This window comes from Microcoleus sp. D3_18a_C4, from assembly GCF_036702415.1.
GTDB lineage: Bacteria > Cyanobacteriota > Cyanobacteriia > Cyanobacteriales > Microcoleaceae > Microcoleus.
In genome coordinates, this window is sequence record NZ_JAUBTI010000028.1 from 22137 (window position 1) to 37405 (window position 15269).

General features: G+C 43.0%; 12 protein-coding genes. 7 read left to right on the forward strand and 5 right to left on the reverse strand.

From position 1 onward, the window contains the following. Positions 1–376: 376 nt before the first annotated feature. Positions 377–874, forward strand: a complete 498-nt coding sequence (locus tag QUB16_RS14960; RefSeq protein ID WP_333317166.1) for a hypothetical protein — start codon at positions 377–379, stop codon at positions 872–874. Positions 875–939: 65 nt separating this feature from the next. On the opposite strand, the gene QUB16_RS14965 is transcribed toward QUB16_RS14960, so the two are convergent. Next, a complete protein-coding gene (locus QUB16_RS14965; protein WP_039886668.1) occupies positions 940–1305 on the reverse strand; it encodes a response regulator transcription factor in 366 nt (121 codons plus the stop codon). Positions 1306–1506: 201 nt separating this feature from the next. Between QUB16_RS14965 and QUB16_RS14970 the strand changes: the two genes are divergently transcribed. Continuing rightward, positions 1507–1779 carry a hypothetical protein gene (locus QUB16_RS14970; RefSeq protein WP_333317168.1) on the forward strand — a complete coding sequence of 91 codons (273 nt, stop codon included), beginning with the start codon at positions 1507–1509 and terminating at the stop codon, positions 1777–1779. A gap of 75 nt (positions 1780–1854) precedes the next feature. On the opposite strand, the gene QUB16_RS14975 is transcribed toward QUB16_RS14970, so the two are convergent. Both QUB16_RS14975 and QUB16_RS14980 read right to left on the reverse strand, forming a co-directional pair. Next, the gene (locus tag QUB16_RS14975) at positions 1855–4191 is read right to left on the reverse strand and encodes a polysaccharide biosynthesis tyrosine autokinase (protein ID WP_333317170.1); all 2337 of its coding nucleotides are present in this window, start codon (positions 4189–4191) and stop codon (positions 1855–1857) included. A 135-nt stretch (positions 4192–4326) separates the two neighbouring features. Continuing rightward, complete coding sequence (locus tag QUB16_RS14980) at positions 4327–5745, reverse strand: polysaccharide biosynthesis/export family protein (RefSeq protein WP_333317172.1); 1419 nt, start codon at positions 5743–5745, stop codon at positions 4327–4329. A 391-nt stretch (positions 5746–6136) separates the two neighbouring features. On the opposite strand from QUB16_RS14980, the gene QUB16_RS14985 reads away from it, so the two are divergent. Then, a complete protein-coding gene (locus QUB16_RS14985; protein ID WP_333317236.1) occupies positions 6137–7426 on the forward strand; it encodes an O-antigen ligase family protein in 1290 nt (429 codons plus the stop codon). Between the two features lie 629 nt (positions 7427–8055). On the opposite strand, the gene QUB16_RS14990 is transcribed toward QUB16_RS14985, so the two are convergent. Beyond that, positions 8056–9018 (reverse strand): polysaccharide pyruvyl transferase family protein, encoded by a 963-nt coding sequence (locus tag QUB16_RS14990; protein ID WP_333317173.1) that lies wholly within the window; start codon positions 9016–9018, stop codon positions 8056–8058. 70 nt (positions 9019–9088) lie between these two features. Further along, positions 9089–10012, reverse strand: a complete 924-nt coding sequence (locus tag QUB16_RS14995; protein WP_333317174.1) for a glycosyltransferase family 2 protein — start codon at positions 10010–10012, stop codon at positions 9089–9091. A gap of 449 nt (positions 10013–10461) precedes the next feature. On the opposite strand from QUB16_RS14995, the gene QUB16_RS15000 reads away from it, so the two are divergent. Genes QUB16_RS15000 through QUB16_RS15015 form a run of 4 tightly spaced genes read left to right on the forward strand, consistent with a single transcriptional unit; the run spans position 10462 to position 15252 of the window. Continuing rightward, positions 10462–11799, forward strand: coding sequence for a flippase (locus tag QUB16_RS15000; RefSeq protein WP_333317177.1), 1338 nt, complete (start codon positions 10462–10464; stop codon positions 11797–11799). Then, positions 11796–13022: a hypothetical protein gene (locus QUB16_RS15005; RefSeq protein WP_333317179.1), complete on the forward strand. Its 1227-nt coding sequence runs from the start codon at positions 11796–11798 to the stop codon at positions 13020–13022. Before QUB16_RS15000 ends, QUB16_RS15005 begins: the two co-directional genes overlap by 4 nt. A 10-nt stretch (positions 13023–13032) precedes the next feature. Next, on the forward strand, positions 13033–13974 hold the full coding sequence (locus QUB16_RS15010; protein ID WP_333317181.1) for a glycosyltransferase family 2 protein: 942 nt from the start codon (positions 13033–13035) through the stop codon (positions 13972–13974). A gap of 24 nt (positions 13975–13998) precedes the next feature. After that, the gene (locus QUB16_RS15015) at positions 13999–15252 is read left to right on the forward strand and encodes a glycosyltransferase family 4 protein (RefSeq protein ID WP_333317183.1); all 1254 of its coding nucleotides are present in this window, start codon (positions 13999–14001) and stop codon (positions 15250–15252) included. Positions 15253–15269 lie beyond the last annotated feature (17 nt).

The window sequence follows — 15269 nt, forward strand, 5'->3', positions numbered from 1 at the left end:
GGTAAATGGTAAATGGTAAATGGTAAATGGTAAATGGTAAATGGTAAATGGTAAATGGTAAATGGTAAATGGTAAATGGTAAATTGGAATTGTGTTTGTAGTGGCGACTTTAATCCTCGTAAAACTCGCTCGTACTTGCCTTCCTCACCACCAATCTATAATGCTGATTTTACCGGACACGACCTGATTAACCCGACTGGATATCGACGGAATCGCTCAACTGAGAAATATAAAAATTTGTATTTTTCAAACAATTCAACTTCTGCTTGTGAGGCTTTGCTTCTAGCCCGCCTAAAATATGCAATTTATATGCCGATTAGGTGATGGGTTTGTGTTAATATGCTAAAATATCCAACAACCACGCGGTAATAATTAGGTGGACAAACTTCAGACAGATATAGAGGCAATTTACTCTCAAATTGAGGAATTGCGCCTGGAACGCCAGCAGCTTAGTATTGCCGATGTTGTCCCAGCCGGTGATTCGCCCCAAGCGATCGCCGATGCTTATCGTCGTCACGCGAGGGAAACAGCACAAGTGTCGGCAGAAGTCAAGGGGATAGATGACGCGATCGCGGCTCTGTCTGCTCAACTGGGTCAGAAACAGCAGCAGTCAGTAAAGTTGCAAAGAATAACTCCGATGGAGGAGCAAGTTGAAGAAGGAAGATTACTAGCTCAGGGACACGCGGAACGGATTAATGAACTGGCGGCCCAACTGGCGGCGGAAGTGAAGGGACTCAAGGCCATCGCCGACCAAATTAGTCCCAGCTACTGGCAGGTTTATTACAAGCCTTTTATTACGGGTTTTAAGAGTATTTCTGTTCCCTACGTGCGATCGGACGGGGATGTTTGGACTATTGTCAATCGAGTAGTTTAGAGAGGCTGCGGGAGCAGAAATAATCAGCGCTCAAGACATTTTTTTCCTGTCCCTATTCCTCTACCTCAACCTCGCAGCAATTGCTTAATAGTCCCGACCAATTCTTGAGGGTGAAATGGCTTGGCGATGTAAGCGTCGGCTCCTTGTTTCATTCCCCAATAGCGATCGAACTCTTCGCTTTTGCTCGAACACATTACCACGGGCAAATTTTGGGTTTTAGGGTCGCTTTTGAGCCGGCGACAAACTTCGTAGCCGTTCATCCGGGGCATCACGATATCCAGCACCACTAAATCTGGGCGGTTAGCCTTGATTTGCTCTAGAGCTTCTACGCCATCACTCGCTACGGTGACGTTGAGTCCTCTACCTTTGAGCAAGTCGGCGATCATCTCCCGCAGAGTGACGCTATCATCAACAACCATAACTGTACTCATAGAATAATCCCTACCAAGTTTCTGGGTTGAAACGTTCTCATTAACGTTTACACTAACGTTCACCTTCAAAGGTGTCTTTTCCTGATTGAGATTGCGCTCTGCTAAATGTAGTTTACCCACTTTTGCTGATTTCTCAATCATTTTCTGAGTAATTTCGGCCAAATTTAAAGTTCCGCGCAATCTCGGTTGACACAGGAGGCTATGTCCGTTAGTCTATCATTTTCTTTCTCAAATGGTACTATTATCAAAAAATCAGGGTATAGCTTGGTTGTGCGTTTCCCGTTGAGGACGGCGGCGCTCGGCCACCTGCATCAACGGGAGCATCTCAATGAAAGCAGCCCTCCGCTAGAAATTGGAGTTTTGAGGCAGAAGGCAGGAGGCAGAAGGCAGGAGGAAAGAGGAAGAAGGAAAGAGGAAGAAGGAAAGAGGAAGAAGGAAAGAGGAAGAAGGAAAGAGGAAGAAGGAAGGAGCTAGAAGGAAGGAGCTAGAAGGAAGGAGCTAGAAGAAGTTTTTTTACAAATATGAGATGCTCCCTGCATCAACATTTGTCTAATTAGGATTTTTCGTACCTAAAGCCGATAGTTTTTGGTCGTAGAGCTTGTCTAAAACGACCGGGCGCTGGCGGTAGCTGTGACCGGTGTTTTTGCAGCCGTTAGCAACGATTCCCAAGACGGAAGATCCAGAAATTTTTAATTCTTCTAAAACTTTGCTAACTTGCGATCGGTCTGTTTGCCCAATTTGGACGACCATAATCGTAGCGTCTGTGCGAGCTGCGATCAAGTGGGTGTCTGCCAAGCCTGCTACTGGCGGGCTGTCATAAATTACTAAGTCAAAAAATGCTTGAAATTGCTCCATTAGATACTGCATTTTTTTGGAAGAAAGAAGCTTGATCGGATCGGGGGGAATTTGGCCTGCGGTGAGTACGAACAAATTTTCTTGGTTCGGGGCTCGTTGAATCGCGTCGTTGAGGCTGAGATCCGTGGAGATGGCATCGCCCAGGCCACGCAGGTTTGGGAGTCCTAACTTAGCGTGCAGTTGCGGGCAGCGCAAATCTGCATCTACTAACAATACTCGCTGTCCGACTGCTGCTGCTGTGGCTGCTAGGTGCAAAGCTACTGTAGATTTGCCGTCTCCGGCTAAGGCTGAGCCGACTAAGAGCGATCGAATTGCCGTGCCTTCACTCAGCAAGTGAATGTTCGTGTATAGCGATCGAAATGCTTCTAAAAATTGATAGTCCAAGTCGCTCAAAATACTTGGGCCCCTGCTCATCGAACCAGTATGTCTAGCTTCGGCTGGTTCGACTACTTCCACTTTCGAGTTCGATCGAGCCGATGTTAGTTTCCTCGGTCTAGCTGGCGGTCGGCGCTTGACTTTCTTTGTAAACGGAATCACCCCGAGTATTGGCAATCTTGTGGCCATTCTGAGTGATTCTGGAGTGTGGAACACAGTATTTAGTACCTCTACCACCAAGCCGACTGCTATGCCCAGGAGAGCGCTTAAAATTACTGCCAGCGCTAACTGTTTTCTGGTTTGTTTGACGGTAGCTGTTATAGGGTTGCCGAATTTGTCTAGCGGAATTTGCGGAGGATTTATCAGCACCCAGGGTATTTGCTCCTGAGCCGCATCAATCCGCAAGGCTTCTCGTTTTGCCAAGAAGTCCGACAAACTCTTAGTAACTACTTGCAGTTCCCGCTGTAAATTGTCGTATTGTCGGGTTGTAACTGAAAAGTTTCTAATTTTTTGGTTGAGAGCATTTTGCAAAGCGGTCATTTCGCGATCGCGCGCTTCAATTTCTTTGATTTGGGTCTCTAAATTTCCCATCACCACTTCTTTTGCTTGTTTAGTGGCGGTTAAAATCAGTTCTTCCCGACTTTTTCGCAGCGCTAAAATTGGCAAACTGTCTTCTCTGTACTGAGCTGATTTTAATGACAATTCCGAGTCTATTCTCTGAATTTGACCTAAGAGTCCGCCGTAAGCTTGTCCTTGGGTCATCAGCAGCCCCTGCGGATTATTTTCGTTGAGTAGTTTTTGATAGCTTTGGTAGAGGTTTCGCATCCCTTTTAGCTGCACTCTAATTTCTACTTGCTTACCCCGAATGCTTTGAACTTGTTCAGACAGAGATCTTCCCTCTAGCTGGGGTTCAAACAAGTTGCTCTGCTGCCGCAGTCTTTGGACTTGCAATTGCAAAACTTCCACTCTTTCTCGGAGCTTGGGCATCTCCGCATCTATAAATTTAATACCTTGATTAATGCCCGTCAGCCGTTGCTGCAAGCTGTAGTCTAGATAAGCTTTTGAAATTTTATCCAATACGGTGTAAATTTTTTTTCGGTTTGAATCTTTGTAACGAACTTGTAAAATTTTTGTGCCTTGCTGTTTGCCATCTTTCGTGTAGCTGATGCGGTCGATCGACATTTTTGAGCTCAGTTCGCTATAGTTCATTTGGGGATACCAAGCCCGCAATTCCTCAATCACTGGCTGCATCAATTTGGGGCTACGCAAAATCCTAATTTGGGTTTCGTAGTCTAGTAGGCTAATTCCTTCTATATTAATTCTTGCTAAGTCGGCAGCTTGGGTGTTGTTTAATTGTTTGGATTGCAAACCTTCAGCCGTGGCTGGTTCTACCAACAAGGAAAAGGAGCCTTCATACTCGATCGTAATCTGTTTAGACGTGAGGACGATCGCTGTTCCTGCCAGGGCGCTCAAAGCAATTGTGGCTGCTGCCATGACCAGGAAGCGACGGCGCACGACGCCTAACAGCCAGGACAAGTCTAGCTTTTCTTCTTCTCTCTCCTCTACGAAGTGATCTCTGTAGTTGTGAGCAGATAACTCCGGGCGTTTGCCATTTGATTTGGGTGTGAAGGGTTGGTAATCTTGTCTGCTATCCATATTCAGCCTGGGTATTTTTAAGGTTGATATTTTTGAGGTTGATATTTTTGAAGCGGCCAGGTCGCGGCTGGGTAATCTTATTGTTTAGTTTATTCTAGCCTTTGCCAGGAATTATCCACCTCACCCGCCACCTTCTTACCTGAATAAAAATCGGAGAACGTTTATAAAATTTAACACTCCGGTAGCTGGCCCGACAGGTCCGATTACAGCGTTCATGCGATCGACAAAATCGACGAGACCCCTGCGAGATACGATAATCATGTCGTTGTTGCGAAGTTGAGGATTGGTTTCTTCGTTAATTCCTTGAGTTAAATTGACTTCGATCGTCCGTTTAGTAGCTGTACCGTCGTTATTGAGGCGGACTAGCTCAACTTTATCCCTTCTAGCTCTGGTATTCTCGTAGCCAAAAAATCCTCTGGAAACTAAAGCTTGATTCAGTGTGGCATTAGCTGGGAGCCTCAAGGGATCGAGGGATGTTCTGAGTTCTCCTACTACAAAAACGTTAATGCCAGTGGGAGCAAAGTTAGTGCTCGCGAGTACGCCAGCTTCAGCAGGGTTGACGATCGTAGCTTTGGGCACGACGATCGTGTCTCCCTCTTGGAGGATGGTATCTTGGGCGCCGTCGCCGGATTCTAGAAACTGCCACAGGTTGACTGGGATAATTTGTTCGCCTCTTCTGGTGACGCGCCGCACTTGGATTTGCCGGATGTCGGCATCCGAGGTGATGCCGCCAGCTAGCTGAATGGCCCGGATGACGGTGGGGAAACCTTCGCGGCTGAGGTCGTTTGTGGTGTTACCGCCGATCACGACGTAAGCCCCAGGGCGGGTGACTTGGCCAACGATTGAGATCGATCGAGGTTTTTCTGGGGGTGGTGAAAAGTTGGCTGTCGCAAATTGACGAGCTTCTGCTTGGTTGAAGTTGGCGACTGTGGGAATCACGATTGTGTCTCTGTCTTGCAAAATGATGTCTTGAGAGATGTCTCCTTCTTGCAAGAATTTCCACAGGTTGACGTTGAGCACTTGATCGGGGCCGTCTCGTTGGGGACGGCGGACGCGGATGTTGCGGATGTCGGCGACACCCGTGACGCCTTCTGCGAGTCTGATCGCTTGGGTGACGGTGGGGTACTGCACGCTGGGCGCGTCCCCCGGGCCTGGAGTCAGGGAGAGGATGAAGTTTCCGGGCCTGGTGACTTCTCCGATGACGCCGACGTTGAGGGGGCGGGCGGCGACGAGGCTGACTGTGACTATCGGGTCTTTGAGGACGCGGCGGTAGGCGTTGCGGATGATGTTGGTGGCTTCTACTAAGGTGCGGCCGCGGACGGAGACCAAGCCGATCAGGGGCAGGTTGACTGAACCGTCGGAAAGAACTTCGTAGCCGCGGCTGAGTTCGGGTACTTCGAGTATTTCTACTTGGATGCGATCGCCGCCGCCGAGTTTATAGCTTTCCGGCGATCTCGTAACGGGCGCAACGGTCTGGGCTTGCTCTGCGCCTAGCGGGATGGGAAGTTGTGCCGGGGTGCTTCTGGCGTCAGCGATGACAGTGGAAGCAAACAAGACAACACCCACAACCGACCGGGCTATCTGTCTTGGAAAATGGGTGTTAACCATACACCACCTAATTTTATTGACTATGATTTATATAAGTGTAGCCTTTTTAGTGCTCGGCAAAAAGCTCATTATTTTAAGCGATCGCCGAAAAAAGGATGCTGTATTTTTGCTTTCTCCCTAATTTCTGTCTTAGCGTGGTTGCGGGTTGACTGCTATATTTTATATCTATATAATTTGAGCTTGTTTGTGGTAAAGGAAAGCAATTATGACTCAACCAGTGTCTAAAGCGGCTATGCTGAAAGAGCTAATTTTAGGTAATTCTTTATTTATATGGATGCTAATGGCTATAATCGCCATCGCGACTTTGCTATTGTTTCAATTTTCTAGTAACAAAAAAATGGCTTTGGCTTTAGAAAAAACTTTTGCTTATTTTTATATTTTCATCTCTCCCTCTCTCACACAACCTCCTTTTAATTACTTGCATCTTACTAATTTGCAAGATACATCTGGCAGTATTTTAAGTATGCTACCTTATTTTTTTTACCCGTGGATAGTATTAATTTTATTTTCTAGGATTAAAGCTTTTGGTAGCAAGTTTATAGATTTTTTGGCCAAAGTATTGATCGTGAATCCTTTCTTTTTACTTTACATATTACTGCCATCACTGTCTACATTATGGTCTCTAGTTCCTGACGTAACGCTAAGAGCAGGCCTAGCTTTTTCAGCATTTACTGCTTTCGGATTTTACTTGGCCGCGCAATATAAATGGCATGATCTATCTCGTTTTTGGCGGTGGGGATACACGGCACTGGGTTTGGCAAGTTTTATAATGAAACCACCGGGAGCAGGCGACTTTGTAGGCCTAACGCAAGCTAAAAATTCTCTCGGTGGAATCCTAGCTTTATGTACGGCATTTTGGTATTTGCATTATTTTCAAGGAGCTAAAACTCAGAAAGAACGCTGGATTTCTTTGGGAATGATGTTCTTTTCTTTTTACCTGGTGAGAGCTAATAAGTCGGGAGCGGCTCTAGTGATTACTATCATATTAATAATTGCAGTGTCATCACTAAACTTTCTAAAAAAATTAACTTTTCAGTGGGCATTTACTGCGATTATATGTTTCCTGGTGGCCAGCATAATTATGACGGTTTTCGTAGTAGATAACCTAGAGGAGATTATTGTAGGTGGGTTAGGCAAGGACTTGACTCTAACTGGGCGGACAGAATTCTGGCCGCAGTTAATAGCTGCGGCCAATCAGCGCCCCTGGTTTGGCTACGGATACGAGGGATTTTTTCAACAAGATAAGTTAGGCCCCGCTACTCCTGCTTATTTTATTTATACTACTAATGGATTTCAACCGAAAAATCCTCACAATGGCGCGCTCGGAATATTGTTAGCCTTCGGTTGGCCGGGATTAATCTTAATGATGACTTCCTTGCTGCTCAATTTAGCTTACGCAGTTCGGTATTTGAGTCGTAGCAAGCTGGAAGACGCGGGAATCCCTATTTGTTTTCTGGTGTCTATTATTATGAGCAACATCACAGAAACTCAGATCCTGGGAATCGGAAATGCTTGGCTGAGTTATGTAATGTTGACAGTTAGACTTGCCATAGACAATACTAGTAACAATTCCAACAGTAGCAGCAGCAACCCTCAAAGGCCTTCTGTAGCTCGCACTCTCGACTGAAGTAAAGTTCTTTGGGCGGATCGAAGATGTGCCAAGCTGTGCGATAATATCATCTGACGAGTCTGATTTTGCTCGATAGCCAAGCGTTCCACAACCGCCTTTATATTTTCTAAACACTGAAAATCGGCCTTGCTGGATTGAGGTATGATAGAGAGCGATCCAGAGTAACAAAAAACATCAACCGAGAATTAAAATCAATGGAATGTCCTGAATGTAAGCTGAAGGGGTGACATGAAAGCTAAGACGTAGACCTAAAGGGGTGATAACCCGCCCAAAACCCTGACGACTGGGCAAAGATTCAGCCGAGTTATGGTAAAAAAAGATAGGCAGCAAAATGGTTACACACTTGCCTATCCCAAAAATAAATGTTACCAACATTTTACCTTGCCTCACTTGCAAAAACAACTGACGCACTTGCAAAATCGGGATGCTCCCCATTTAGACCTTGTAAATCTTCATGTAAATGGTAAGCAGCCCTCGCCGCTCCACCACTAATATCCGATGTATTAATCACTAATACTTTCATAATTAATTAAGCATCTAAATAGGTTATTGGGTGACAGTGAAATCCTTGCAGTGTAAGCGTCCTCGCTTGCTAGAATATACAGTTTAAATGCGTAACAGGTTAGCTAATAATTATTGACCGTCGCTAAAAATTGCTTTTTCCACTCATTAATGGCTGTTAAAGGGATTTTTACTAAAGTTTCTTCTTTAGCATTAATCCAATTAGCCACACTGTTTAAATCATCTCTTTGTACGACTGGCAAATTAGTATCTTTGGAAATTTCTGTAGCGCGATTATCAACTGACAGAATTAAAGTTCTCCTTTTATATTGTAAAGCCCTAATCCCAGCGTGTAATCGTGTCCCTACATAATCAACCGGATACTGAGACAAAGCCATATCTAAAGCTGATAAGCTAGGATTAAGATAAATTGCTCCCTCGCCACATATATCTTTCATGTGCTGATAATCTTTGGGCTGTTGCGTCCAGTAATAAATTAACTTATATTCCTGTTTCAGTAATTCCACTAACTGCTTATCTAAACTAGGATTTTGATTATACTCAGTAAAAGTAACTAATACTGACTCTGCTTTACCTTGAGGAATTTGGACACAATGTTCCTCTGTTAATTTCCACATAGTAGGACAAGCAGTATTAATTACATTATTAATCCCGATCGATTTTAGCTGTTTTTCTGTGTAACTGTCTCTGACTGAGTGCAGATATTTTTTACTTAATAGCCGTTCATACAAAAATTTAGTATATAAATTAGGCTGATTTTGGTATTGCCACCATCCCACACCCATTAGCGTAATATCTGTAATAAATAGAGAGTCCATTAAACTGACCTTCCATTGATTATATGAGTTCATGTTAGAGGACAATAAATTAGTCCCACCGACAAAAATTAAACTGCTTTTACTCATCAAGCGGTAAGAATCGCTCGATATGACATCATGGGTAGGAAAATTAATAAATAGTCGATCGGGAAACATCTCATATAAAATGCTATTCACTGCATCCATAATGATCTGGTCTCCTAAATTAGAGCTACAGATTGAGGTATCCAAGACTGAGATAGTTTTCATAGCCTATTTTTCATTAAGTTGAGTAAGTTGACAGGGACATTTCGTATCATTTCATTGGGATTGGCAAAAATCATTTTAACCAGAGTTTATCGGGAATTTTTTTTAAGTGTTTGATCACCTTATTAATCAAACTTTCATGGCTGATAAATAATTTTTCAAACATTAATCGATCGTACTCTCGATCCACCATCAGATTATCATTGATTTCAAGAGGAAATCTTAAATCTAATTGTTTCATTTCTGCTATTTCCTTATTGACAGTTCCAGTATGAGTAGCCGCTAACCCAAAACCTAAATTAGCCACCAAATTGACACAAGGCACGATCGACAAGCCCCCTTCAGCCAAGCGAGCAAAACTCCATTGAAAATCCCACGTATCTACCTTACCCTGAAAAGTATTTTCCAAATCCCGCGCTCTAATTTTATACTGAGCCTCATCAGCCAGTATAGCTTTAATTTTTGCTTTCACGTCAGGATTGATCCAAGCCTGCATATTAATATCATAAAATTGCCAGGCCCTCTGCCAAGAAGCCCAGCCCCAAATACCTCCATAATAAGAAAAATGATAATTTTGCCGATCGGATTTCCATTCCTCCAAATAATTAGTCCCACTAATCATCATTACCCTAGGTTCATGTCTATATAAATCCAGCATTTCTTCACAAAATTGAAAAAAAGATGGATTTGGCAAGCAATCATCTTCGACAATAATTGCTTCTTCTACTGTATTAAATACCCAATCTAACCCACTAGCTACCCTGTGCTTACAGCCCATATTAGCCTCAGCATAATTTTTATAAACTTGACAATCCCAGTCCACTTTTTCAATTATGGCCCTTACCTCAGCACATTTTTCAGCTTCCTCTGGCTTGTCAAAGCGTGGTCCATCAACCACGAGTAGAAGTTTAGGCGGTTTAACTTCCCGAATCGCTGCAAATACCCTCTCTGTTGTATGAGGGCGATTAAATCCAAAAAAAGCCACAGGTGTTTTCATATATTAAACTCCAACTTATCATCCTTTTTGCTTTCGCTACGTCTAGACTGCTTGCTCAACATTTACCAAGTTTGGCTCTGAGTAGTTCAGTTCTGCCTTTTAATCCTGCTTTAGCATAGTGGATCATACCCAGTAAACTAGGGATTATGCTTTCACCTTTGCATTTGTAGGGATAGGAGTTGGGTTAAACCACACCTACCAATCTCCTCAGTTGTTCTAGCAAATGAGCTAAACTAACCTAAATGAGTAATAATACTCGTTTAGGTTAAACGAATCGTATGGTATTTGAAATTTTAGAATACATAGTGGGAAAAGTTGTAGCTAGGGTGATTGGTGTAAATGCTGCATAAGTGCTAGTCTTATGATAGACTATAAAGCATTACTACTCTAGCTAGATTGCAAAAAGTTCAAAAAGTGTATTTTTATTTGGTAATAATTTAAGATTGCCGATGTTAGACAAGTTGGCTGGTATAGGTCAAAAGCTTGGTCCGGGTCTGCGCCAGGTACTAAGCAACATAGCTTGGCTGTTCACTGACCAAATATTGCAGATGGGTCTAGGTCTGTTTGTAGGCCTTTGGGTGGCTCGCTATCTTGGTCCGACACAATTTGGATTGCTCAACTACGCGATCGCCTTTGTGTCGCTGTTTAGTTCGGTGGCAACGATGGGGTTGGGTACTCTGGTAGTGAGGAATATCGCTCGCGACCCAGAATGCAAAAATGAGACCCTGGGAACTGCCTTCGGAATGCAATTTACTGGTGGCTGCATCACTTTGTTGTTAACTGTCACGGTGATTGGGCTACTCAAGCCCAACGACACTCTGACTCGGTGGCTGGTAGGTATCATCGCTGCGGGAACTATCTTTAATGCTTTTGAAGCAATCAATTTTTGGTTTCAGTCCCAAATCCAGTCAAAATATACAGTGTTGGCTAAAAATTCGGTATGTTTTTTAGTTGCTGCTGTCAGGATTGGGTTAGTAACAATTAAAGCCCCCCTGCTTGCCTTCGCCTGGGTTCGATTGACAGAGGTGGCATTGGTAGGAATAGCTTATATATATTTTTATAAGCTTACGGGGAATAAAATTAAGGAGTGGCATTTTAGTTGGGAACGGTGTAAGGAACTGCTATCGGAGAGTTGGCCGATAATTTTGTCGGGATTTGCAGTTTATGTGTACTCAAAAACCGATCAGATAATGCTCGGTGCGATGAATAAAAATGCCGAACTGGGCTATTATGCTGCCGCTGTTAAAATTTCGGAAATCTGCGATTTCTTGCCGATGATCGTATCCAGCTCTATTTTTCCCAAATTAGCAAATTTGAGAAAGACAAATTATGAAGAATATCTAAATAAATTTCAAATTTACTCGGATATTATGATATTTTTATGGTTGGGAGTTGCCATACCGATATCATTACTTTCTCCCTGGATAGTGCATCTACTTTACGGTGAAAAATATGCACAGTCAGCAGCGGTGCTTGGAATCTATGTTTGGGCCCAATTTGGCAGTAACTTTGGAGTAGCACGGAGCACATATCTGAACATAGAAGGTCAGTTGCGCTACGGTCTTTACTTGACTGTAGTCGGATCTATTTTAAATGTAGGGTTGAACTTTTTGCTGATTCCTAAGTATGGAGCTTTTGGAGCAACGGCGGCTACTCTGATAACTTATTTTTACGTGATTATATTAGTCAATTTCTTGATTAAGGAATTGCGGCCTTTTGGCAATTTCATCGGGCGCTCCCTTAACTTATACAAGGCAGCTTGTAGAATCAGAGGATTAGTAAAGTGATTCAAATTAAACCGAAAATCGAACAGCGATCGAATTGCCCCTATTGCGACACGGAACTCAAGGCAAAAAAAATTTTGTGGCAAGGGATACATATTGTTTTGGACTGTAAGTGCGCGGAATGTGGTAGCGAAATAATCGACGAGTTGAGAGTAGGTCATGGAGTCAGAAACTCTGTCCAAGTTGATACAAACAAAGGTGAAGTTTTTGCCAAAGTTGCTAACACAAAAGAATGGCTAGGCAAACCATTACTCAATTCACTCCAAAATCCTCAACCAGAAAAACTTGAGATTGTAAAAGAGATTTTTAAACCCTGCAAGCGGGTAATTATCTTAAACTGTATCGATCATCTTTATGGTCATTCCCTGCTGAAGTTGCTAAATGCACAAAGGCACTTAGAATGCAACTCTGACTGCGGGTTAGTGGTGATAGTTCCTAAGTTTCTAAGGTGGATGGTCCCCGATGAAGTTGCAGAAGTCTGGACAGTACCTATTTCTTTAAAAAATGGTCAAACTTACTATCCCAGCTTCGCCGAGTTTGTGGAGGAAGAAACTAAACGCTTTGATGAAATTTATGTCAGCGAAGCCCATTCTCATCCTAGCCAGTTTGACATCACGCGGTTTACTAGAGTTCCCAAACACAAATTTGATGAACCAGAAACAAAAATTACTTTTATTTGGCGGGAAGATCGTTTATTAGTTAACAGTGGGCTGTTCCGAGTTCTGAAAAAGCTAAATCAACGAGAAAGGGCATTGCCCTTGCAAAATTTAAAAATTCAGCAGTTATTTCATAAAATCCGGTTGCAAGTACCAGAAGCAAAATTTGCAGTAGCTGGTTTGGGGACAAAAACTAAGTTTCCAGAATGGATAGAAGATTACAGAGTAGATAGTTTTAATGAAGAAATAGAAAAGGAAATATGCCGTGTTTATTCACAAAGCCGCTTAGTAATTGGTCTTCACGGCTCTAATATGTTGTTACCTTCGGCTCATGCTGGTATGACAATTGATTTGATAGATGAGCGTTGGGGGAACTTTGCCCAAGATATTTTATACCAAGAAAGCGACCCTAGAATGGCTAGTTTTCGCTATAGATTTTTGCCCTATCAGACTAGCAATGATACACTGGCATACATAGCGGCTGTAATGCTTCAGAAGTGGTTTAATTTTAAATCCGAGATGACTGCTGATATTGTTAATTCAGATGTTGAAGACTACTATAAAAATTAGAGTCGCAGAAATGTTCAATTACCAAATCCAAACACCCGTCGCTTTTATCATTTTCAAACGCCCAGATACAACGGCTAGAGTATTTGAGGCAATTCGTCAGGCCAAACCTCCCAAATTGCTAGTAATTGCTGACGGGCCACGTCCAGATAGGCCTGGAGAAGATCGAGAATGTGCTGCCGCTAGAGCTATTATTGACCAAGTAGATTGGGACTGCGAAGTTTTGAAGAATTACGCAGACGTAAATCTCGGTTGTCGCCTGCGGGTTTCTAGTGGTATGAATTGGGTGTTTGATAAAGTTGAAGAGGCAATTATTCTTGAGGATGACTGTCTCCCTCATCCTACTTTTTTCCGCTTCGCTGAAGAATTGCTGGATCGTTACCGAGACGATCGGCGGATGCTGTCAATTTCTGGTCAAAATGTTCAATTGGGGCGGAAAAGAACTGATTATAGTTACTACTTTTCTGTCTACAATCACTGCTGGAGTTGGGCGAGTTGGAGGCGAGCTTGGCAGCACTATGATTTAGATATGAACCTGTGGCCAGAAATTCGCGATGGTAATTTTTTGATGGATGTACTGGGAGACTCCCATACTGCAAAAGTTTGGACAAATACTTTTCAGCGTTGTTATGAAAAAAAATTACAGAGTTGGGCTTTTCAGTGGACATTTGCTAGTTTTATTCAAAATGGTATGAATATTCTTGCCAATGTCAATTTAGCTTCTAATATCGGACATGGTGTAGGGGGAACTAATACGGAGGATGTCAACAGTCCTTATAGTAATATGCCTGTAGAAGCTATAACATTTCCGATGAAACACCCAGCCTTTGCCATTCGGGATGTGCAAGCAGATAATTTTACTGAAAACACTTTATATGATTACGAGCCACCATTGCTAAGGAAGGTGCAAAAAAAAGTTAATAAACTTTTGAAAAACTCAGGCAAAGTCAGCTAGAAATTTAGAGGAGAGGCAGGGGAAATGAAGGTTGTACTTATCAATAGTTCTGATAGTGAAGGGGGGGCTGCCCGCGCCGCTTATCGACTGCACCAAGGTTTCCAGGGGATTGGTGTGTCTTCGCAAATGCTGGTAAAAAATAAGAGTAGTGGCGATCGCACTGTAATTTCGTCACAGAATAGTATTGCGAATAAGTTGGACAAGATTATTTCAACTTTATCTAATGCACCATTGCGGCTCTACCCTAAGAGAAACCCCGTTATATTTTCTACAGAACTGCTGCCAGATGCTCTATCGAATCGACTGGATAAACTCGCTCCTGATATTATTAATTTACACTGGGTTTGTGGGGGGTATTTACAAGTAGAAACTATTCCCAATTTTAAGCAGCCCTTAGTTTGGACGCTGCATGATATGTGGCCTTTTACAGGCGGCTGTCACTATAGTGAAGATTGCAATCGCTACGCTCAATCTTGTGGTAGTTGTCCGCAACTTCACAGTAATAAAGATTCGGATCTGTCGCGGTGGGTGTGGCAGCGGAAAGCTAAAGCTTGGGCTCAGCTTAACCTAACTTTGGTTAGCCCTAGTGTTTGGTTAGCGAAATGCGCTCATTCTAGTTCTTTATTCAAAGATTTTCGAGTGGAAATAATTCCTAATGGCATCAATACTCAAAAGTACAAACCCATAAATCGTCACTGGGCGCGAGAAATCCTGAATTTACCTCAAGATAAACAAATTGTACTCTTTGGAGGTGCAGGTGGAACGGGCGATCGCTGGAAAGGATTTAACTTGCTCGTACCCGCTTTACAAAGCCTCAGTAAATCAGGCTGGAAAGATCGGATAGAGTTGCTGGTTTTTGGATCTTCTCAACCGGAAAATCCCATTGAACTTGGTTTTAAAACTCACTATTTGGGGAAACTCGCAGATGATATTTCCCTAGCAACGGTTTATGCAGCCGCCGATATTTTTGTCGCCCCTTCCGTGATAGATAACTTGCCAAATACAGTCATGGAAGCCCATGCTTGCGGCATCCCCAGTGTCGCATTTAATATTGGGGGACTGCCCGATCTGATCGAACACTGCTCCAATGGCTATTTAGCTAAACCTTATGAAACAGAAGACTTAGCGCGAGGAATTGCTTGGGTTTTAGAAGATCCCAATCGGCACCAAAAACTTTGTATTCGCGCCCGCCAGAAAGTGGAACAAGAATTTACTTTAGACATACAAGCAAATCGCTATTTGTCTGTTTTTAACGATCTTGTGCCCAATCCAAAGTAAAAATCTGATTTTACGTA